20 protein-coding genes and 1 pseudogene are annotated in these 22117 nt (G+C 52.4%); 11 read left to right on the top strand and 10 right to left on the bottom strand.

The window, feature by feature from the left end; translation table 11 throughout:
* Window positions 1-52 precede the first annotated feature (52 nt).
* From ONV78_RS15810 to ONV78_RS15790, 5 genes are all read right to left on the bottom strand, one after another.
* Entirely contained in the window at window positions 53-3187 is a 3135-nt protein-coding gene (locus tag ONV78_RS15810; RefSeq protein WP_279504470.1) for an efflux RND transporter permease subunit, read from the bottom strand.
* A complete protein-coding gene (locus ONV78_RS15805; RefSeq protein WP_279504467.1) occupies window positions 3184-4812 on the bottom strand; it encodes an efflux RND transporter periplasmic adaptor subunit in 1629 nt (542 codons plus the stop codon). Before ONV78_RS15805 ends, ONV78_RS15810 begins: the two co-directional genes overlap by 4 nt.
* Before the next feature lie 3 nt (window positions 4813-4815).
* Window positions 4816-6096 carry a TolC family protein gene (locus ONV78_RS15800; RefSeq protein WP_279504465.1) on the bottom strand — a complete coding sequence of 427 codons (1281 nt, stop codon included), beginning with the start codon at window positions 6094-6096 and terminating at the stop codon, window positions 4816-4818.
* Between the two features lie 120 nt (window positions 6097-6216).
* Entirely contained in the window at window positions 6217-6669 is a 453-nt protein-coding gene (locus ONV78_RS15795; RefSeq protein WP_279504463.1) for a hypothetical protein, read from the bottom strand.
* 362 nt (window positions 6670-7031) lie between these two features.
* Window positions 7032-8588 carry a M20/M25/M40 family metallo-hydrolase gene (locus ONV78_RS15790; RefSeq protein WP_279504462.1) on the bottom strand — a complete coding sequence of 519 codons (1557 nt, stop codon included), beginning with the start codon at window positions 8586-8588 and terminating at the stop codon, window positions 7032-7034.
* A gap of 768 nt (window positions 8589-9356) precedes the next feature.
* On the opposite strand from ONV78_RS15790, the gene ONV78_RS15785 reads away from it, so the two are divergent.
* The 8 genes and pseudogenes from ONV78_RS15785 (at window position 9357) to ONV78_RS15750 (ending at window position 15830) form a co-directional block, all read left to right on the top strand.
* Complete coding sequence (locus ONV78_RS15785) at window positions 9357-11045, top strand: reverse transcriptase domain-containing protein (protein WP_279504460.1); 1689 nt, start codon at window positions 9357-9359, stop codon at window positions 11043-11045.
* A gap of 186 nt (window positions 11046-11231) precedes the next feature.
* Window positions 11232-11492 (top strand): SymE family type I addiction module toxin, encoded by a 261-nt coding sequence (locus ONV78_RS15780; protein WP_279504458.1) that lies wholly within the window; start codon window positions 11232-11234, stop codon window positions 11490-11492.
* A gap of 190 nt (window positions 11493-11682) precedes the next feature.
* Window positions 11683-12027: a hypothetical protein gene (locus ONV78_RS15775; RefSeq protein ID WP_279504456.1), complete on the top strand. Its 345-nt coding sequence runs from the start codon at window positions 11683-11685 to the stop codon at window positions 12025-12027.
* A 63-nt stretch (window positions 12028-12090) separates the two neighbouring features.
* Window positions 12091-12339, top strand: a complete 249-nt coding sequence (locus tag ONV78_RS15770) for a hypothetical protein (RefSeq protein WP_216739265.1) — start codon at window positions 12091-12093, stop codon at window positions 12337-12339.
* Window positions 12340-12539: 200 nt separating this feature from the next.
* A pseudogene (locus ONV78_RS15765) lies at window positions 12540-12824 on the top strand (5-carboxymethyl-2-hydroxymuconate Delta-isomerase); the annotation flags it as partial.
* Between the two features lie 313 nt (window positions 12825-13137).
* On the top strand, window positions 13138-14037 hold the full coding sequence (locus ONV78_RS15760) for a hypothetical protein (RefSeq protein WP_279504454.1): 900 nt from the start codon (window positions 13138-13140) through the stop codon (window positions 14035-14037).
* A 156-nt stretch (window positions 14038-14193) separates the two neighbouring features.
* Window positions 14194-14586 carry a DUF2750 domain-containing protein gene (locus ONV78_RS15755; protein ID WP_216739268.1) on the top strand — a complete coding sequence of 131 codons (393 nt, stop codon included), beginning with the start codon at window positions 14194-14196 and terminating at the stop codon, window positions 14584-14586.
* 170 nt (window positions 14587-14756) lie between these two features.
* Window positions 14757-15830 (top strand): alpha/beta fold hydrolase, encoded by a 1074-nt coding sequence (locus ONV78_RS15750; protein ID WP_279504452.1) that lies wholly within the window; start codon window positions 14757-14759, stop codon window positions 15828-15830.
* 18 nt (window positions 15831-15848) lie between these two features.
* On the opposite strand, the gene ONV78_RS15745 is transcribed toward ONV78_RS15750, so the two are convergent.
* Window positions 15849-16961 (bottom strand): AraC family transcriptional regulator, encoded by a 1113-nt coding sequence (locus ONV78_RS15745; protein ID WP_279504451.1) that lies wholly within the window; start codon window positions 16959-16961, stop codon window positions 15849-15851.
* A 240-nt stretch (window positions 16962-17201) separates the two neighbouring features.
* On the opposite strand from ONV78_RS15745, the gene ONV78_RS15740 reads away from it, so the two are divergent.
* Window positions 17202-17732, top strand: coding sequence for a hypothetical protein (locus tag ONV78_RS15740; protein WP_279504449.1), 531 nt, complete (start codon window positions 17202-17204; stop codon window positions 17730-17732).
* Window positions 17733-17815: 83 nt separating this feature from the next.
* Here ONV78_RS15740 and ONV78_RS15735 read toward each other — a convergent pair whose 3' ends face one another.
* Window positions 17816-18433 carry a hypothetical protein gene (locus tag ONV78_RS15735; RefSeq protein WP_279504447.1) on the bottom strand — a complete coding sequence of 206 codons (618 nt, stop codon included), beginning with the start codon at window positions 18431-18433 and terminating at the stop codon, window positions 17816-17818.
* A 62-nt stretch (window positions 18434-18495) separates the two neighbouring features.
* A complete protein-coding gene (locus ONV78_RS15730) occupies window positions 18496-19104 on the bottom strand; it encodes a hypothetical protein (protein ID WP_279504445.1) in 609 nt (202 codons plus the stop codon).
* 221 nt (window positions 19105-19325) lie between these two features.
* Between ONV78_RS15730 and ONV78_RS15725 the strand changes: the two genes are divergently transcribed.
* Window positions 19326-19880: an alpha/beta hydrolase gene (locus ONV78_RS15725; RefSeq protein WP_279504443.1), complete on the top strand. Its 555-nt coding sequence runs from the start codon at window positions 19326-19328 to the stop codon at window positions 19878-19880.
* Between the two features lie 156 nt (window positions 19881-20036).
* Window positions 20037-20747, top strand: coding sequence for a DNA helicase (locus ONV78_RS15720; RefSeq protein WP_279504441.1), 711 nt, complete (start codon window positions 20037-20039; stop codon window positions 20745-20747).
* 53 nt (window positions 20748-20800) lie between these two features.
* On the opposite strand, the gene ONV78_RS15715 is transcribed toward ONV78_RS15720, so the two are convergent.
* Both ONV78_RS15715 and ONV78_RS15710 read right to left on the bottom strand, forming a co-directional pair.
* Window positions 20801-21127 (bottom strand): hypothetical protein, encoded by a 327-nt coding sequence (locus ONV78_RS15715; protein ID WP_279504440.1) that lies wholly within the window; start codon window positions 21125-21127, stop codon window positions 20801-20803.
* 64 nt (window positions 21128-21191) lie between these two features.
* Window positions 21192-22058 (bottom strand): M24 family metallopeptidase, encoded by an 867-nt coding sequence (locus ONV78_RS15710; RefSeq protein ID WP_279504437.1) that lies wholly within the window; start codon window positions 22056-22058, stop codon window positions 21192-21194.
* Between the last annotated feature and the right edge of the window lie 59 nt (window positions 22059-22117).

Here is a 22117-nt window from a genome sequence, read left to right as displayed (position 1 = left end):
GTATTACTCGATCCAGTCGTCCCTGCGGACATGACATCAGAGATGTTAAGACTCATGCCGATCTTCCCGTTGGAAGCCCCGTTCGCTTCCAAAGAAAATACAACGCGGGTATCACCAGTAGCGCTAACGCTAATGTGCTCAGCATGCCGCCTATCATGGGGCCTGCGATGCGCTGCATGACTTCGGAACCGGTTCCCTCACCCAGCATGATGGGAATCAGCCCCACCACGATCGCCGCAACGGTCATCATAATCGGCCTGACGCGCATCCCCGCTCCCTGCATTACTGCGTTCAGCAGGTCTTCACGATTCAACGCCCGCCCCTCTTCAATCGCCTTCTCCCGCATCGCCGCAAAAGACTGATTCAGGTACACCAGCATCAACACGCCAATCTCCACCGCCACCCCCGCCAGGGCGATAAAGCCCACGCCAACGGCCACGGACAGGTTGTAATTGAGCAGGTACAACAGCCAAACGCCGCCCACCAGCGCAAACGGCAGCGTGCCCATAATGATCAAAACCTCAATGAAGTTGCGGAAGTTCATGTACAGCAGCACCACGATGATCATCAAGGTCAGCGGCGCCACCAAGGTCAGTTTTTCTTTGGCCCGCAGCATGTACTCATACTGGCCTGACCAGGCGATGGAATAGCCCGGAGGGACTTCCACCTGCTCCGCGACGACTTTCTGCGCCTCCGCCACATAGGAGCCCAGGTCGCGACCTTCAATGTCCACCAGAGTCCATCCGTTCAGGCGGGCGTTTTCGCTCTTGATCGCCGGAGGGCCGTCATCGATGTAGATGTCCGCCACGTCCGCAAGGGCAATGCGCTGTCCTGAGGCGGTGACGACCGGCAGCAGCTTCAACTGCTCCACGGAATCCCGGTAGGCTTGCGGATAGCGAATATTTACGGGAAAACGCTCCAGCCCTTCCACCGTTTCCGTCACATTCATGCCACCTACCGCCGCGCTGGTGACATCCTGAATGTCCGCTACCGACAAGCCATAGCGCGCGGCGTCGGCACGGCGGATATCCACTTTGACGTAGCGCCCGCCCGCCACTCTTTCTGAGTACACCGAGGCCGTTCCCGCCACTTTCGGCAACACCTGCTCCAGGCGCTTGCCGATCTTCTCTATTTCCTTCAGGTCCGGGCCGGAGACTTTCACGCCCACCGGAGTTTTGATGCCCGTGGACAGCATATCGATACGCGTCTTGATCGGCATAACCCAGGCGTTGGTGAGGCCGGGCAACTTCACCAGTCTATCCATCTCTTTACGCAGGCTTTCCGGCGTCATGCCGGCGCGCCATTCCTCACGGGGTTTCAGTTGAATAAAGGTCTCGATCATGGTGAGCGGCGCAGGGTCCGTCGCGGTGTCCGCCCGACCGATCTTGCCGAACACGGAAACCACTTCCGGCACAGTGCGAATCAGCTTGTCCGTGCGCTGCAGCACTTCCCTCGCCTCTTCGATGGACACGCCGGCGTAGGTGGTGGGCATGTACATCAGATCGCCTTCATCCAGCGGCGGCATGAACTCTGCGCCCAGCTTGTTCACTGGCCACAGCCCCACCGCCAGGATCACGATACTGAACAAAATCACCAGCAACGGATGCTTCAGAACGCCTTTGATGACGGGACGATACATCGCCGTCAGCAGACGATTCAGGGGGTTTTTATGCTCAGGCGTCACCTTGCCACGGATAAAATACCCCATCAGCACAGGAACCAGAGTGATCGCCAGTCCGGCCGCCGCCGCCATGGCGTAGGTTTTGGTGAACGCCAGAGGGGCGAACAACTTGCCTTCCTGCGCCTCCAACGTGAATACCGGCAGAAAGCTCATGGTGATGATCAACAGGGAAAAGAACAGCGGCGGCCCCACTTCCGATGCCGCGTCCGCGATGACTCGCCAGCGGTTTTCAGCGGTCAGCGGCGTGCGCTCCATGTGTTTGTGCACGTTCTCCACCATGACAATAGCGCCGTCCACCATAGCGCCAATGGCGATGGCGATGCCGCCCAGGGACATGATATTGGCGTTGATGCCCTGATGCTGCATGACGATAAAGGCCACCAGTATCCCGATAGGCAGACTGACGATGATCACCAGTGACGAGCGCAGGTGGAACAAGAACACCGCACAGATCAGCGTCACCACGATAAACTCTTCCAGCAGTTTCTCGTACAGGTTGTGCACCGCTCTTTCGATCAGGTGGGAACGATCGTAGGTGGGAATGACTTCCACGCCCTCAGGCAGGCCCTTCTTGAGCTCTTCCAGCCGTTCTTTCACTCCTTCTATGGTCTTTTGCGCGTTCTCGCCGAAACGCATGACAATTACGCCGCCGACCACTTCGCCTTCGCCGTCCAGTTCAGCAATACCGCGACGCATCTGCGGGCCGATGACAATATCCGCCACGTCTTCCAGCAGTAACGGCGTGCCATTGACATTCAGGCCCAGGGGAATCTTTTTCAACTCGTCGATACCCTGGATATAGCCGGTTACCCGCACCATATATTCCGCTTCCGCCATCTCAATGACCGAGGCGCCGCTCTCCCGGTTGCCCTTCTGAATCGCCGCCTTGATGTGCGCCAGAGGCACGCCGTAGGCGCGCAGACGATTCGGATCCACCTGCACCTGATACTGTTTGACCATGCCGCCCACAGTCGCCACTTCCGACACGCCAGGCACTGTTTGCAGCTCGAATTTCAGGAACCAGTCCTGAATCGCGCGTAATTGCCCAAGGTCGTGGCCACCGCTGCGATCCGCCAGCGCATAGGCATATACCCAACCCACCCCAGTGGCGTCCGGCCCCAGTTGGGGTTTGGCGGCGGCGGGCAGTTGTCCGGACACCTGACTCAGATACTCCAGCACACGCGAACGCGCCCAGTACAAATCAGTTCCGTCTCCAAATATCACGTAGACGTAGGAGTCCCCGAAAAACGAAAAGCCCCTCACCGTCTGCGCTCCCGGCACCGACAGCATGGCGGTGGTCAGCGGATAGGTCACTTGATCCTGCACGACCTGCGGCGCCTGCCCCGGGTAGGAAGTCTTGATGATGACCTGCACGTCAGACAGATCGGGGATGGCGTCGATGGGGGTATTGCGCAGAGAATGCCATCCCCAGCCCACCAGAATAAAGGTCGCCAGCATCACGAAAAATCGGTTGGCGACCGACCAGCGTATGACGGCGGCGATCATTGCGCGCCCTCCGCCGGCATGGCGCCATCATGGTCCATGTCGTGGTCCATCTGCATGTCTGCTTCCATTTCCGCTTGCATCTCAGCGTCCTTGGCTGCGTCTTTTGTATTCATAGTCTGAGCGGCTGGAGCGGCGGCGATGATATCCAGCGCAGTCACCTGGAAATCCGAAGGACTGTTGCGGGTGATTTCAAAACGCACGCGCTGACCGGGTTCAACTCCATCCAGCGGCAATCCTGCGACCGTCGTGAAATCCATGTCCATAGAAGGCCAGCTCCAGGCCTTCACCGGGTCGTGGGAGATATTCAGCATGCCGTGGCCCGCCATCACGCTGTTGATGGTTCCTGTCGCCCACACCGTACTTGGCGCTGTATCTTGTTGCGTGCTTTGGCTGGAGGATTCCAGCGCCGCCAACGCGACGTCGACCTTGGACTCCGAGTCGATCAGGAACTGTCCCGAGATCACCACTTGATCTCCCGCCTTCAGTCCTTCCAGCACTTGCACGCGATCGTCCGCTTCCACCCCCAGTTTCACGAACGCGGGACGGTAACGGCCGTCGCCTGCCGCCAACACCACACGATCATGACTGCCGGTGCGTATGACCGCTTCCCGTGGCACGGACAAGGCTTGCTCATCAATCTTCGCGCGCAGGGTGAGATTGGCGAACATATTCGGTTTCAGGGTCAGATCCGGGTTTGCAAACCGCACTCGCACCCGTAGAGTGCGTGTTTTGGCGTCCAGCACCGGATACAGGTAGTCCACTTTGCCTTCCCAGTCGCGCCCTGGCGCCGCCGCGACCTGCATCGTCACCGGCTGCCCCGCTTTCACCCAACCAGCCTGGCGCTCGAATACTTCAGCAATCACCCACACCTGCCCCAGACCGCCGATAGACATCACCTCCGTGGCGGGTTTGATAAACATGCCTTCCCGCACCATCAGGCTATCCACCACGCCACTCTGTTCCGCATAGACACTGATGCGCTGATCTACGCTACGTCGTTTTTCCAGACGGCTGACCTGAGCGGCATTGAGCCCAAGCGCCAGCAAGCGTTCGCTGGAGGCTTTCAGCAAAAGACGATTATTGCTGCGTAGCGCCGCCAGATATTCCTCCTGCGCATTCACCAGAGCGGGAGAATAGATTTCATAAAGCTTCTGGCCTTTGCTGACCGGGTCGCCGCTGGATTTCACATTGAGCGCTTCAATCCAGCCTTCCACGCGGCTGTGCACATGGGTCAGACGGTCTTCGTCAAACGCCACATAACCCACGGTATGAATCGGTAACGTTAGTTGCCCCTGCTCCACCTTGGCGACGCGCACGCCCAGATTGTGCTCCATGGTGGGGTTGATGGTGACGCCGCCATCGTCATTCTTGCCCTGGGCGTCTTCTTCATAGACCGGCACTAGATCCATACCCATGGGGGACTTGCCGGGTTTATCGCGGCGGTAATTGGGGTCCATGGGGGCTACCCAGTACAACGGCTGCTTCTCCCCGCCTGACTCGGCGGCGGCCATATCCCCCATCGCCCCAATGTCTCCCATCAGCGCAGTCAGCGCCGGATGCCGGCTGACGAACAGGCCAGCGACAAAGGCGACGACGATAAAAATTAAACTGATCACTAAACGCATGGGTCACTCCTTGAAAGACAGGCTATCGATGGGGGATTCCGCGGCGAAGAAGTAATCGAGTCTCGCCAGCGCCGCGCGGCCGTCGATATCAATGCGTAGATGCTCCAGCCTGAGCCTCTGTACGGTCAGGTAGGCGCGCATCACTTCCGCAAAATCCGCCGTATCCGACTGATAGGAAGATAACGCCGATTCAGCCTGGCTTAGCGCCTGAGGCGTGATCTGCTCCTTGTACAACCGACCGCGTTCCTGAGCCTGCCGCCAGCGGCTGAAGGCCACTTGCGCCTCCGCATCCAACATGCGCAGCATTTCCAGACGTCGACTGCGACTCGCTTCCTGATTGCGGGCGGCGGCTGCGACGCGGCGGTCCTGTCGCTGTCCAGTGAATAAGGGAAGTTGCACGCTTACCGCAGCGGAGAAAAAGTCTGCGCGCGCGGAGCCGTCCATGTTCTCGCCGTCGCGCCAGGCATAGCCGACGTCCACGCCCCAGGACGGCTTGTGGGACTGCTCGGCCAGCGCCGCATTGGTGGCGGACATATCCACTTCCGCATCCAGGGCTTTTACCGCGGGGTGCGCCAGCAAAACGTTTTCCAACGCGCCAACGTGAGGCGCATTTAACTCCGGCAACGCCGTGTTCAACTCTCGGCTCATCACTTCCGGGCCAACCCAGCGAGCCAGCCGCGCCCGCGCTTCGTCTTCTTTCTGGCGAGCGTTGATCAAACGGTCGTTGAGCTGACTCAATTCCAGGTCAGCGCGCAATACGTCCTGCTGTTTGCTGCGGCCGACGCTATACAGCGATTGCGTGACTTCCTGCAGTTGCTGAAACAGTCCTTCATCCTGGCGATAAACTTCCTGGGCCTGCTTCCAATACAATGACTCCAACCAGGCCAGACGCACTTCGCGGCGCACTTGATGGGCGCGGTCCTGGGCCATCCAGCGTTGCGCGACGGCATTCTGCTCACCGCGACGGCGGGACAGGGCCAAGGTGTCCCCCGCCGGGAATTTCTGTCCCAGCCCGACGCGGAACTGCGTCATGGGTTCCTGGTCTGTGGCGAAGGTGTCGGTAGGCAGGTTCAAGGCGCCCAGAGACAGGCTTGGGTCCGGCAATTGTCCATCCGCCACCGCCATGTCTTCACTGGCCAGGGATAACTGTTGCAGACGCGCGATATCCGCGTCTCTTTGCACCGCCAGGGTTTCCGCCTGCGACAGAGTCAGGCTCTGCGCGGACGCGGCGATGCTCCAACCCAACAGCAGGCTGGATAGAAACAGATTTTGCAACGGCTTCATGGGAAGCTCCAATCTCAATGATCATGCCGTGCGACGCAGCGACAGCCGGTCGCAGTTCCAGAGCCGGCGCGCGCGTATGCGCGGAACGATGCCGACTACGAGCTCAATTGAGTATGGGTGCTATTTAAGATAGGTACAGTGGATGTCCTGCAGGGAGGGAGGCTTGGTGTCGAGCTTGTGTTCGCGGTAGCGTGCGCGACACACCCGCGCCACGCGTGCGATCAATACCAGCCAGAAAATGAAAATGGCCGACGCCAGAATCAACTTCAATATTTGTGAAGGCTGTGCGCCGGTAGTGGAGTCATGCTCATCGCAGCAGTCCATGGATGACGCCCCATCGGAGGCCTGAGCCATCTGCTGGCCGGCGATGTCTTTGCCGGTCATGTCTTTTCCAGATAACGGCATAGCGCCGCCATGATGCTCATGCCCGCTTTGCAGCTGCGGTGCACCCTGAGACGTTCCGGCCACCGGCGTCGACGCGCCAGCGCAGGCGACAAAGCTAGCGCAAAGCAGCCACAGGGCCAGCAATGGCTTTATCAACCAGCGATATTGTTGCGGGAAACGGCTCAGCATGGGGTAAGAATGGATCTCTTTCTACTTTCTACTTTCTACTTTCTACTAACACTTACTAGCTTCATTCTGAGAGTCACAGGGACAAACTGGGGCTAATGTTACTCTTTATATGCGCTCTTATGTCAACTTAAAAACTTGATATATGGAGCAAAATTAATAGTGATGTCATCAAGCTGAACCCAGTTCTCAATTTCCGACAGGGATATGATGTGCAGGAAGAGATAATAAGCGGGCTCGGCTGAGGCCGGGAGCGAAAAGGAGACGCAACGGGGAAGATAAAAAAAGACAATGGCGAACCAAAAAGTGACCGCGGAGAAACAGCGTCCGCGGTCAGACGGCATGGAGCCGTCGCTGGGGTCAGGTTACTTCAAAGGAGTATAGGTCACTTTCAGGTTGTAGTTGGAGGTGGCGCTGCTGTATCCGCGCACCATCACATAGGCCTCCTCTTTTCCTGCCGGAACCTTGAGATCGCAGGTTTCGTCAGAGCCGCCTTTGTAAGGACGACAGTCGTAGTTGCGAGTGGTCGGCGCTGCGCCGAAACGCACATACAGGTCAGCGTCGTTAGTACCGCTCATCGCCGCGCTGAAGTCCGTGCCCGGCTCCACTTTGAACGGCCCATGATTATCCGCCTGGCTACGGCCGACGCTGCCGCTGAACTCTTCAGTCACTGGATCTTCAGGATCTGGATCAGGGTCAGGTCCGGGGTCATCGCTGAAGTTACCCTTCGCCAGTTCCGCCACATAAGCCGCCGCCAGTTTGCCGAAGCCCACCGCGTGGTTGGCGTTACCGCCGCTCTTGTCCAGGGTGTCCTGAGCGGAGTGAATGTGAGGGTTGGAGCCGTTGAAAGTGGACTCAAACGGGAACGACGCCGCGTAGCCCTGGTTGGTCCAGGAGGCGTGGTCGGAACAACCGTAGCCGCACTCGCTGTATCCCACGGTGACGGTCGGCTGATAGGTGGTGACCAGATCCGCCAGGAAGTCGTTCTGACCGGAGTTGGTGTAGTCCTGCATGATATAAATATCGCCGCTGGAGCCTTTGTAGTTGGTCATGTCCAACTGCAACACGCCCACCACGTTCTTGCCCTGGCTGCTGTAGGACTGAGCGATCGCCTGGGAGCCGCGCAGACCCACTTCCTCCGCCGCGTAGGCCATGAACGACACCGTGCGGTCCGGCTTATAACCCGCTTCCATCGCCGCCTTGATGACGGAAGTCAGCGTCGCAATGCCGGAGGCGTCGTCGTCCGCGCCAGGAGCGCGAGTGCCCTCGCCAGTGCCGAAGCCTGCAGTAGAGTCTTGATGCCCGCCGAGCACCACGATTTCATTGGGTTTGGTTTTGCCCTGAATCGTCAGGATAACGGACGGCTGACGCCAGCTATGATTGAAAAACTCCACTGTGACATCGCTGCGCGAACCAGCCAGCGTCTGCCACTTGTCTTTGATCCACTGAGCGCCCTGCAGGCCGGTCTGGGTGGTGTAATAACGATTGGTGAAGTTGGCCAGGCTCTCGATGGTGGAGCGGATATCAGATTCCTTCACCCTGCCCTGCATGGCTGCGACCACTTCCGCGTTATCAATGCTGTAGTCTACTATCCGTGGCGCGATGGCGGGCGCCATTAACGAATCATACAACGCCGCGCTCTGCGCGGACTCCTGAGAAGCATGCGCGATGAAACCGCCACAACGATTCAGCTCGTGGTGCATCATCTGTGAAATTTCAGGAATCCGATCTTCGCTCACTAGAAACGCGGACACGCCATTAGCGGTAAAAGTTCTCGCCCGGTTCGCCTCGATCACCTCCGGAAAATGCCGCTTAATGGCTGCAAAGCCGTCGGCGTCCGTGGTAATCCATACATCATCAGCAAGAGCGAGTTGCGACGCCGCCAGCAAAGCCGGTACGGTCAGTCGTAGGTACTTGTTCATTAAGTATCTCCATTACTTAGAAGCCATTCCTACCACTACAGCCGGTCAACCACGGTCAGCGGCGCCGCCGCAAGGAAAAGCAAACGTTTTATTAGGCCTATTTAGTAGTTATAGAGCCCGGGTTGTGCCCGGTCGCTCACGCCAGTGACCTGCCAGCCGGTAAGCCTGCGATCACTGATCAAAAAACACTCTAGTAACGGATCGTCAGTTTCACAATAGTCCCTACAACCTAAATTCAAAATTTGAGTTAAGAAACATGGATTAAGCTGATAACTATGGGCTTGCAAGGGTGTGACAAAATGTCGCGGGAGGCTAAGGAGAAAATATAGAAGGTGTGGCGGGTATTGGGAAAAGTGAGTGATGCAGACTTGTGAATGGAGCATATTCAATCATGCAAAATACGGCTTCAGCCTTTTGAAATATGGGTGCTATAGGCTCATTTCAAAACGCCAAAAATTATCGGCCAATATTACTTGCATAGACTCTGCCTATTTTTCCCCGTTCGCCCTGAGCCTGTCGAAGGGCTCTTAGTTCCACTTCTTTAATTATATATCCTCTGAACGTCAGATTCAGATACAGCTCAAGAATTGACGAAAGAAGTCTAATAGTTTATAAAGCAGAAGCTCGCTCCGGAATTAATCTTGGCGGTGTTAAATGCTGCTTATCGACAATAATGTTACTATAAATCGCTTACTTTCCAGTGGACTGATAAGTTTCCATGAAGGTTTCAAATGCGAAATGTGAAATTCGGAGCGAGCCCCCCTTCTCATGATATCAAAGGATACAACCCCTAGAGACTTAGCCATTTTACTAGGCACGTCTCTATCAAGCCTAACCCACACAATATACTCAAAGAAAATACATAACTATTACACTGAATTCAATATTAGTAAGAAGGGCGGCGGAACAAGAACAATAAAAGCACCATGCGAGCGACTAAAAAGGATACAAAATAGACTAAAGTCAGCCCTAGAGTGCATTTACACCCCCCACTCTGCAGCATCAGCCTTCATTGAAGGTAGAGGAATTATATATAACGCAAAAAAACATACAAAAAAAGCAGCTGTATTCAATATCGATCTTGAGAACTTTTACGATAGCATTCATTTCGGACGCGTAAGAGGTCTATTGATGGCCATGCCTTATTCATTAAGGCAGGATACTGCTCAAATAATTGCTCACATTTGTTGCGCTGATGGCACCCTCCCTCAAGGAGCTCCAACCTCTCCTGTAATATCAAACATGATCGCAAGGAAACTAGACAGAGAGCTTTCTCTTTTGGCCAAAAGCAATAAAGCTTTTTATACAAGGTATGCAGATGATATTACTTTTTCATTCACCTCATTGGATAAAAATGAAATTTATCTTCCATCAGACCCAGCTCAGCCAAGTAATGCTTTGGTAGATATAGTATCTCAGAATGGCTTTTCAATTAATAATAGAAAAACTCGACTACAGACACTAAAACAAAGACAAGTTGTCACAGGAATAAAAGTTAACAAAAAGACGAACATAGATCGAAGATACATTAGAACAACAAGAGCAATGATTCATTCCTTGCAGCTTGGAATCGAGGAAGCAAACCTCAAATATAAATCCAAGCATGAAAACAAGTCATCAAGAGTTGAAAATGTTGTATACGGAAGAATAAATTTTATCGGAATGATTAAAGGGGTAGATTCAGATGTATATCAGACATTAGCAAATAAATTCAATACCCTTGACTTACCAGCCAAGCTTAATACAGCCCCTAAAGAAAGTAACTCCAAGCTGGAAAGGCGACTACATTTTTCAAGTTACAAAGAAAAAGAAAGGCTTGAAAGTAGCGTATGGGTAGTATGCTTCGAAGGTATGGATGAGGATAAGTACGACGTTTTAGTACAGGGCTCTGCCTTTATGGTAAAAGGGCAAAGGCTCATCACTGCAACTCACATTTTCACAAAAGCAAGGAACCCAACGAGTTGTGTGGTCTATAGAATAAACAACAGGGCTAACAAGTTTTCAGCAAACATAGTCTACAGTTGCCCTAACTCTGATATTACTGAACTAAGTATTGTTTGTGATCCAACCAATTATTTTAGCTGGTTAAGCTTCTCTCGGGACTTAGAGCCTCATTCAGGCTATAAGCTCTCCATAATAGGCTTTCCGCAACTAGAAGTTGGACATGACTCGGTCTCAATCATTCCCTGCACTATTATCAACACACTGAATATAAGATCCTTTCGGCACGCAGAAGTCGATACATTTATCAGTGCAGGAAACAGTGGAGGGCCAGTCGTGAATGCCTATATGCAAGTAGTTGGCATGGTCGTTCGAGGTATAAGTGCAACTCATTTTGATGGAGAAACACACCTTGAAGGAAGGAATGCTTTCATATCCGCAAAACACTTTTTAGAAAGCAACTCCCAGTTACCGACTATAACAGATGCCTCTTTCGTACCAAAAAAAGACAATTAAAAACCTGTTGATTTAACCAGCATTCCAGTTAATGATAGGAGGGTATTTCCCACCTTAGAAACCAGTCGTTTCCAAAGGAAAATATAACTAAATATCTCGATTTGAATATATGAACTGAAGCGCTACCCCTGAGTGCTACCAACACCCAGAGGCAGCTAACCACAAAAGACTTTACAGGAGTCAATTATGGCTAAGCCGCATGATAAGCCAGAGCGCCGCTCGGCTAAAGGAAAATCTGCCCTTCCCCATCAGCGCCGTCTCAAGGTCCGCAAGGGTTATTACGATTATCATCTCTCCTCCAGCCGTTATGATTATGGCGGTTTCAAACCCGTTCCCTGGATGTTGATTAAGGGTTATTGGCTGGAACAAGCCGGGTTTGGGGTGGATACGGAGGTTGAAGTCAGCGTCAGTGAGGGCAGGATCATTTTCACTGCTGGGGCTGGTTAGTGGGTTTGGATTAGCGCTCTGGAAGGCCCTTCGACAGGCTCAGGGCGAACGGGGGTGTAGAATGGTCCGCTGGGGGGGCATCATGTATCAGGCGCTGGAAGTTCGTTAGACGGGCTGAATTGTGAAAACAATGGTGGCGACGAGTCGCAAGAATTGGCGTGGGGAAAGGTAGGGGTAGAACGGGGTATCGATGATGATTTTCTGGGTCATAGACACCAAGGTAACAACGCTGGAAGGATGTGGTCTCAGTGACGATGGTTCAACGTATAAATTCGGCCGTACTGTTGTTCCCGCCAGTACTGAAGAAGAGGCTGTTTCTGCATTGAAAGTGCATTTCGATCAAGGCCGGATTCAGCTGGAAGAAGTCATTTCTGTTGTCGCCTACGATGAAGGCGACTGGAGTAGTGATCGCCATCTCCTGAGCAAAGCCTATAAGCTCGCCAAAGTAACCAACGAAATCAGAAGCGCCGCCTTTATTTCTGAAAGATCTCGTGAATACACTGAGCGGGAGCAGCAGAGGCGGTTGGATGGCTAGACACAATAGCGCCACTTGCGAAAAGTACTACAAAATTAAAACTTCAGGAGATTTACAACCAGTATGAGCAGCTTAGTCAAACGGGTTAGCGTAGAGCTAACTGAAAGCCAAGCAAGGTACGCAATCCAGGCTCTCATTCACTATCAGGAAATGTGTCATCTGAGAGCTACCAATCCAGACGCGACAGAAGACGATGAGTTCTTCTATGCAAATGACCAAATGGGGGCAGCGATGGCGTTAAAAAGCATCCAAAAAGCCTCTATAGAGGTATTCGGTGAGCAAATATTAGAATTTGGCCACGACTCGCTGTAAAGTTCTCGCCGATATTTTTTCAGCGCATAATGCGCCTGAATCTGCGCTTGTCCCCATCCACTGTTTTGGGCTGCTCATGCTGTTTCTATTTGAGCGTCTGATGTAATCGTTAACCTATAAGGTGAAGTAAATATGCCGCATTTGACTTTGGAATATACCTCTAACTTGCGTGGCGCTGCTGATTTTCAGCGACTGTTCACACAGGAATGATGAGCACGGGTGAGTTTTCGTTGAATGACATTAAGTCGCGGGCGCATGAGACCACGGAGTATGTTATCGGGGACGGCGATATTGGGAAGTCTTTCGTTCATCTCAAGGTTGCGCTGCTTGCTGGCAGGAGTCAGGAGTTGAAGCAGTTGGTGGGTGATTTGTGTCTGCAGGCGCTTCGCGAGGCGTATCAGAAAGAGCTGACAAGCGACGACTGCCAGTTGTGCGTTGAACTGCTGGATATCCATCGGGAAAATTACTTTAAGGCGCTGGCCTAGTTAAGGACAGGGCCGACAGGGCGGCCAGCTATCGATGAACTTCCGCCCTGCTCCGTTCGCCCTGAGCCTGTCGAAGGGTGGATCTATATAACCGCGTTCCATTTACAATTGCGCCCTGTCTTCCCCCTGCTTAATTCTCCATGCTTCGCCTGGCCCACGATTCTCGCCTAAACTATGAGATTGCGTTCAAGTCGTCGTTATTTTTAGAGAACAATAATTAATGAGAATCCCCCTCGTCCTGTCGACTCTGGCTTTACTGAGCGTCGCTTTTATCCTGTTCCTGTATCAGTATCTGTTTGGCGCGGAAACGACCTTGCTGAATATCAGCTATGCCAATATGACCAACTCTCGCGTCCATATGCTCATAGAGGGCAAGCGCATATGGTATCCCTTTGGTGATTCCAGAACGATAGAACGACCTGCGTTCCTTTTGGATTATGACTTGGAATCGAAATCGCTCAGCCTATTCGAGCTGAAGCCTGATGATTATTTCTTTGACCACGCAAAAATCATGGACAACGGCAAACTGATTGCTCACTTCAAACTCACGAGAGTTCCACATAGCCCGCTCTATGGCGCTTGCGAGTTCCGTACAGTGCAGCTGAATACTTCCTCATATGTTTGGTCGCAAAAGCAGCGCTGCAAAGAGCAGGCAGGGAATGGATCGGCAACGGATAGCGGTAGTAGCGGTGAAGGCAAAACGGACATATCGCCATATATGCCTTTGCCAAGCCTGCTGAGCAACAGAAAAACGGACCAAGTTTCACCGTCGCTGTTTTTTAAAAAACCAGAAACTGCCGGCGACGCTTACCAAATCCTCGACGCCGATGGACAGGTCATCGCAGAGCGCAAGAGTCTGAGCGACGAGGACAAAGAACGGCTAATGACTGTCGGCCAATTGTTCGACTTCGACCCGAATGATCCCCTCTCACAAATGCCCGTCAATTACAGTAGTCGCGCGCTGGGCCAGTTACCCAACGGTGAGGTGTTGCTTGCGTTTGAATTTACCTGGGCGGCTGAAAAATCCATTGTGCTAATCGCCTGGGACTTGCAGACCAACAGGACGCGACTGGAAAACCGTATTTATTATGAGTCGCTGTTCTCGCCATCACAGTTCCAGGCGCGCCAGTTAGACTGGTGGTCGCAGGTTAAATACTTTGTGTCGCCAGAACGGCGGCCGATCGTACCGTTGCATGCAATACCCGCCACCTAACCAGTGCTCAATAGACAGCTGAAGTACAAGAAAGCGATAACCCAAACATTTACAGCGCAATCCGTTTCACACCGATGTATCCTAGGCGGAACTGGTCTGCGCGCAGCAGGCCCGCCCCTTGGGCGCCAGCATTCCGTTGATTAATTGAGAAAGTGCATGAATCAAGATCAGATTGAGCAAATACTGCAACTAACCTGCGATGAAAGATACGACTATTCACTGATGAACATGGTGGATAGCAAGGAGGTCTGGATTCTTATCAATGACGACAACCAGTTTTTGAAGCTGTTTTCGGAAGAAGAGGATTTTGAATACTTGCCGATCTGGCCTGCTGAGGAGTTCGCCAGAGAGTACGCCAATGACCTGGGCGAGAAGTTGACGCCCAAAAGCATCGCGCTCCCTCACTTCCTGAACAAATGGATTCCCGGGCTGCAACAGGATGGTCTGCACGTTAATGTCTTCCCCGCCCTGATGGATGATTCAAGCTGGATCATGCCACCGGACGAACTAAGGGACGAGTTGAAGAACGAGTTGTCCAATCAGATGTAGGACCCGTTTCGCGGTCCTCCCGAGCCCCTCCAAGGGGCTCTGCTTTCAAGTTCAATACCCACCGCAAAGCCAGATACAGCAAGCATTTCACGTCCTCGATCCTGTTTTAGGTCTCGCCATACGCTCTTCTCGCGCTTAATAAAGGCTCCTTGAATGAACGAGACCCAATCATGCACAAACCCGTATTTTTTAGCCTCTTTTTAGCCCTGCTCGCCAGCGCAAATCTCTTCGCCGAGCCTATTGGTTTTCGTGAAACGCAGGTGGCGGACGCCTCTGCGAATCGACCTTTGCACGTCAGCATTTGGTACCCTGCGCAAGCAGTAAAGGCACCCCAAGCAACAGAAGTATCGACAGTATCCATTGGCGAGAACCAGGCTTTTTTCGGCGCGCCAGCGATTCCCGACGCGAGCCCAACCCAAGGCGCTCACCCGCTAGTAGTGCTGTCCCATGGTTATGGCGGTAACTGGCGCAACCTGAACTGGCTGGCGGCGAAGTTGGCGGCACAGGGCTATGTGGTCGCCGCACCGGATCATCCGGGCACCACCACTTTCGACAGACGCCCAGCGGAAGCGGCGAGATTGTGGGAGCGTCCTCATGACCTCAGTCGGGTGATTGATCTCATATTGAACAACCCGAAGCTGGCGGGAGAGATCAATGCGGACAATATCGCCGCCATCGGCCACTCGCTTGGAGGCTGGACGGTTATGGCGCTGGCCGGCGCCCGCTTCGATCAGGCCCATTTCGCCACCGAGTGTCTGGCTCATCCCAATCCTCGCGTTTGCGGGTTAAGCGATGAGTTGGGCTTGAACTCTGAGGGCGCGGCCAAAGCGTCTCTTGAAGCCAGCATGCTGGATCATCGGGTGCGGGCGGTGGTTTCACTGGACCTTGGCCTTGCCCGTGGCTTTACGCCCGCCAGCCTGGCGGCGGCGCCAATACCCGTGCTGATATTCGGGGCGGGCGTGGATATTGGCGACTTACCCGCCAGGATGGAGTCCGGCTACCTTTCCGCCCATCTGCCTCCGGCGCGAAGCCAGTACGTCGAAATTCCCGACGCCGCCCACTTCAGCTTTATGCAACGCTGCAAGCCCGGTGCAATCGCATTATTGGAAGAAGAGGCTCCCGGCGATGGCATTATCTGCAAGGACGGCGATGGCCGCAGCAGAGAGGAGATTCACCAGCAGGTGGCAGGCCAGGTTATCGCCTTCCTGAAACAGGCTTTCACAGCAAAAGGCGCAGCGCAGTAGAACAAGAAAAATGCGTATTTATTCGCCAGATGCAACCGAGCGGCGATAGTCGCTCGGCGTCATATTGGCGACCCGCTGGAACTCACGATTGAAGTTCGATTTGGTTTGGAAACCCGCTTCAAAAATGATGCTGGTGACCGGAAGGTCTGTCTCCCGCAACAGCCTTTTCGCCTCTTCGATGCGATATTCATTCACGACCTGAGAAACATTGCGGCCGTATACCCGATTAATCGCCCCGGAAATCTGTCGGGAGGGAATCCCCGCTCGTCGCGCCAGACGATTCAGGTTCAGGTCCGGATCGCGAAACAGGTGTTGCTGACGCATTATCTGGTCAATGCGCTGAATGACCTGCTGGTCATCTTCGTCTGGCTCAGAGCTGGCCTCTGGGGACGTTACAGGCTCAATTGCTGGCTGAGGGACGCTCTCAACAAGGTTATCTGCGACTTCCTCCGGCGGAACGGAAACGCTCTCGCCAGCATGGCTAATGCTTTCCCCCTCACCTGCAGGAATACTTTTGCCGAACGCCACCACGCCATAGACAATCACCGGCAACAGCAACAACTGAACAACGGCGACAATCGTCGCGGCGTGAGCCCCCTGGTAAACATCAAAATCCCCGGCAATCAGCACATCGCTCACTGCGGAGATAATCAGCGTGCAACCTGCAATCCCGATCGCTTTTAGCGCCTGAGACGCATCGCTGAAACGAGTGGAGGGCAACACGTCCGGACCACGGGACGCCCTGCGTATCAATGCCGCGCCATAACCGAAATACAAACCCGCTAACAACAGGTCAATAGGCGGACGCCATAACGACCAGGTTGCAGAGAAAATCGTTATCACCACAACCGGCGCCAGATGGAGCCAATGCCTGGCGCGCAAAGAAGACGGGGCGCCGACAAAACAAAACCAGGCGATGACGGGCAACGTAGACGCCATGATGGGCTGGATAAAGCGAATAAAACGAATATCAAACGTCCAACGCAGTCCGCCAATAATCACCAGCACAATACAAGCCGCAGTGAAAACCAAAGCCGGACGCAACGCCGCTTCGTTCTGCCTGATCAGCCGAAAAAGCAGAATCGTCAGCAACAAGGCAATGACAAATGGAAGTGGAATAGCGGGCATCATGACGCTGAAAATCCGATATCAACAAGAAACGAAAAAGTGAGACGCAAAGGCCCCAACGACCGAGGCCTATGCTAGGGGCTGAGACGGGATTTCACAACCGCCACGAGCCCAACGACCTCCCTCTGGGAGCGCGGGCGGCCCGCCCGCAGAACCGCCCGAAACAGTCTTCCCAACGTATGAGTAGCATTAATCCCCCTTGCCCCTATAATGCCAAAAACACCAGATGTCCTTGGAAATATTATGCTCATAAAAGAACTCAACGCCCTAAAAGAAAACCAAGAGCTGGTTTCGATAGAAAGAAATTGCCACGATGAAGAGTTAACCGGCTTCATCCATACTGCGACGGAAGGTGTCATCATCATGAGCCTGTTTTCAAACGATGGCGACTACGAAGGCATCGCCATTTTTGAAACAGAACAAATCAGTGAAGTTTACTGGGGCAACAGAGAACACAAAGCGATCACCAGTCTGATCGACGCATCGCAAGAGATTAACTTTCCCGTAGTTGAAGGAAAAATATTCCCAGATATTCTTATCGAGCTAAACAGCGCCTACGAAAGCCTATGCCTGTATCAATCTCATTCGGAAGGACAGTTTAATGTGGGCAAAATTCTCGACCATGACAAAGACTGGCTAAAGCTTCACGCGTTCGCCGGTAAAAAAACGCTGTCGCCGCTGAATAAGTTGATTCCAATGGACGATATTTCCAGAATCGTCATCGACTCCCCCTATCAGAAGAAGATTGTGAATCTGCACAAGACTGCGGTGTGACAGGGAAACTGGGAGAGGCCCTGCTTTGGGCCTCATCTAGACCATATAAATTCCAACGTTTATAACTTCAAGAAAGCGCTCACTCAAACCAGCTGTATTTTGCTTTTTTTGCCTTGCAACGAACTGTCGGCAATTTCTACCAGCCCCTTCCAAGTTGACTTTTTACAGGACTCTAAGAAGTCTCTGGTTTCTTCTAGAGGCCAAAGATAAGCGACTGCCGCAATATAGCAGCGAGGCGTTATTATTGCCCCTTCGTGCTCCGTATACAGTTGTATTCCCGACGTGATTCTTCGAATATCCTCTCTGGCCGGGACTACCTTTTTCTTTAGCACTCCAGCGCAGGCGCCACATATTTGATGCACATTGCCTTTACGAATTGACGTGAACAGGAACTCAAGCCCCTCTTGTTCTGTACTTTGAAGAATGAAAATAGCGAGCCCTATTTCTTTATAAAGGATGGTGCTTTCATACTTTTCGTCGAGCAATTGATTGAGTATTGGCAGGGCTTCCGTGCAGTCAATGCCGGCTATCGTCTTGATCAGCTGGCATTGCGTTCGCCATGCCTTTTTCTTCCTAATTTCTTTTGTTAACGCGTGGATTAAGTAGGAACAATAGCCTTGCAGTTTATTCCTATAAATGGCTTCAGCAGCTTTTCTTAGTTTCGGAGAAGAGCCTGATTCTAAATCCTTTATATATTCCATTTCTCACCTGGGCGTTGATTCAAATGGGAGACTACGTCGCTTTAAATGATCCTGTAAATCTATTATTGGCGGTGAACAATCCACTGCCCTTCAGGAATATCAAAGCATTGCTCCCCCCAGGCTAATATGTGCTCAAAATCAGAGAACGCCTGCTCATAATACTTGCTTCCCTTCTCGTCATAGAAGAAAGCGTGAACTTTGACTCCGGGAATTTTCACCGCCTTAAGAACATGAGGCGGTTTCAAGGGTAATTTGGGGTAGTCGACACTGGTATGTCTCAACATCCGCTCGAAATCGAAGTAACGCTGATCCCGCGTCAAAGTTGCTTCTCCGAGCAACTGTATTTCCAGTTTCCGATGTGCGTCCAGACACTCAAAAAACACAGGAATCTGATATTCGCAATTTACTATCTGCTCTTTGATGATAGTCACCCAGGAAAACGGATAATCCTCTGGTAGCGAATACTTCTCCATTAAAAAACGCCTGAACTCGCCAGCAAAGTCGTACCAGCCAAACTCCTTTCTGGCCATACTGTAACCCACCAAAATACCGTTCAGCGTATCTATATCATTGGCGAACATCTGGTATCGATGCCGGATCAGGTCCAGAAGCTCAAGCGCTGTTTTTGCTTCGTGAAACGCGATTAGTTTACCTGGTTGATCATAGGACATAGGCGCTATAGTTCCTCGCTGATTAGGGCCGCCAATTATACCAAAATAATCCGCAGCTCTTTGCTTTTGAAAACTATTCTGTATGCCACCCCTAACCCCAAGAATTCATTCACTTATAGTGACACCACTCATCGAAAACGTTACATTCGCTCAGCTAAGGTTGCCTCATGGTAAACGATTAATTCAACGCGGCAGATTGAAAAATATAAAAGGATGAAAATATGCAGTTTGATAAGGTGAGCTGGCTTTTCCTGGCGGGGATAGGCAATTCTGGCGAGCAGCACTGGCAAAGGATGTGGGCGAATAAACTGACTAACTCTATCTGGCTGGAGCATTCAGAATGGGAAACGCCTCAGCGCGACCTGTGGGTTCAGGAACTGAACGAGGCGGTCGCTCAGCTCACCCAACCCACTGTAGTGGTATCGCATAGTCTGGGCTGCCTGTTGCTGCTTGAATGGGCCAGCATGCATCGTTGTGAGTACCTGGTGGGCGGTTTTCTTGTTGCGGTTCCCGACCCGATGAGCGACGTATTCCCCACTGAGGCGACAGGTTTTCGTAGGGGTTTTGAGCGCAACGCCCCGATGCCTTTAACCCTCATCGCCAGCCAGGACGACCCTTATGGCTCCATCGACTATGCACAGCGCTGCGCCCAGCAATGGGGAGCCGCCATCACCAATATTGGTCCCAAAGGGCACATTAACGCCAGCTCCAACCTGGGAGACTGGCGTGAGGGATTTGAGCTGCTGACAGGGTTTGTGGACGGCATTGAATATTAAGCGCGGTCTGTTAACATTTAAGCGCGCTCGACTCGCGCTTCCCCCCTTCACCGGGAAAGCACTTAAGTGCAGAGTTGTTCATCATCGCCTGTAACCTTTAATTGGGTTTGGAACAGAAGAAGGGAATGTTTAGAAACCCGCGATTAAAGGTTCAATATGAAACTTACCGCTCCCGTACATGTTCTAAAAGGCAAAGCTAAAGCCCTGAAACGCGCTCAGTCCCTCACCATGACTGAAGCCTTGGATCAAATAGCCAGGGCTGAGGGCTTTAGCTCCTGGAGTCTCCTGCAATCCAAGGTGAAAACCCTCACTCCCCAAACAACAGAAGAGCTTTTAGATTACCTGCATCCCGGCGACTTGCTATTGATCGGCGCCAGACCGGGCCTGGGTAAGACGACCTTGGCTCTGCAGCTTGTATTACAAGCCATTAAAGAGGGGCGACAATGCTTCTTTTTTTCATTGGAATATTCGAAAACTGCGCTCATTGAAAAACTCTCAACGCTGGATCGACAGTTCGAGCCTGATCATCCTTTACTAAAACTGGACATGTCTGACGAGATATCTTCGGATTACATAGTAAAGCAAACAAAGGACTGGGTTACCGAAGGATCACTGATCGCCGTGGATTATCTGCAACTGCTTGATCAAAACCGCAATAAGCCGCCTCTTCAGCAGCAGATCGAAGAATTGAAAAGCTACGCCAGAGCCAAAAAGTGCATCCTGGTTTTCATCTCGCAAATAGACAGACGCTTTGATGAAGATGAGCGAGCGATACCGACGATCAAGGATGTCAGGCTTCCTAACCCTTTGGACATGGGGCTATTCAATAAATCCGTATTTGTGAGAAACGGTCAGATATATACCTAACTGACGCATGTAAGACGGCAAGTCGCCCGAATGCGGGCGGCTTGTTTTTGGATTCAATCAACAAGTGCGGCAGGATCGTGGCGATACAGAAACGAAACGCCCGGCTCCCCAGGACGCCATCCCTCTGACAGCGCAGCTCGAATACAAGCCTTGATCATTTTTGGCGTAACAGACTCTGCGGGTCTCTCAAGCCAATTATCACACCTGGGAAACGGAAAGCTAATCGCCAATACCGCGCCAGGGTTATCCGCCAGCTGAACCCTGGCCAGCGCATCGGTAACAAATGCAGCTTGGGAATAGGTTGGTTTATGTCTGACTATCCAGCGATATTCCACCGAATCTACGATTATCTTTCTGGAGCCTTTCTTGGGGATCGCCATTAGCACGTCACTTGTCTGATAAGGTAATTACTTTGCGACATTATTAAGGCTTCCTGTGGAGCCGCTACATGTTTATGTCACTCAGGATTTCATGTCCATTCTCTGTAACCAGCACCATAGCGCTATACCCCACACATAATCCACCCTGCGCGCTACTCACTCCCCAGCCGTCACTTGAATGCTCAATCTTTGCCCTCTTCTCGGTGGCCATGACATGAATATTCAGAATCCGCCCGACTTGGACTTTTGGACCAGTATCGGGCCGACCGAAGCATAGGATTTGAGGGTCTTGAATCCTGTTTTTTCCCATTCCGTATCCACAATACTCCCTAACGACATGGCATCCAGCGCTCTCAACCGCAGATTGAATCGCAAATGAGATATCCCCCACTCTATTAGAAGACCATACTTTCTCAATGCCGCTGGACAATGCATCCAGCGCCGCATTGCATATATTCAGGCGCTGCTTTGATGCATCGCCCTTAACAAAGGTCCAAGTCTGAGAAGCGTAGGCGGACATGGAGGAGACTCCCAGCTCAAGCGTTACCACCGCCCCATCTGTAATGACTTCATCCGTAGGTGGGTGGTGAATAAGTTGGCTGTTAACCGAAACGCCGATGGCTGCCGGAAAGCCTCCATATCCAGCCATCGCGGGATAGAGTTGCAACTCATCAAGGCGCTCCAAGATATAGGACTGAATATCCTTTCCCGTCACTCGCTCCCTTTTCAACAACTCTTTAACAGACCGAAGTATGTCTGAAACTATTGGAGCTACTCTCCTGGATTCAGCAATAATGCTCTCGTCGCTAACGTTCTGGATCTGCTGATATGCATCTCTGTTAGCGGAGGCGTACCTCTCAACGACATCAAAAGACCTATCATTAACTTTCGGCTGACGGGCCCTAAAACGGGACAGGAGTTTATTAATCACGCTGAAGGTCCCCGCGATTTGTTGTAGGTCTTATAATTTCTATCTTCTATTGGACCACA

Origin of the sequence: Hahella sp. CR1, assembly GCF_029813005.1 — a bacterium.
Classification (GTDB): Bacteria; Pseudomonadota; Gammaproteobacteria; order Pseudomonadales; family Oleiphilaceae; genus Hahella.
This window is presented reverse-complemented; position numbering and strand designations above follow the sequence as displayed.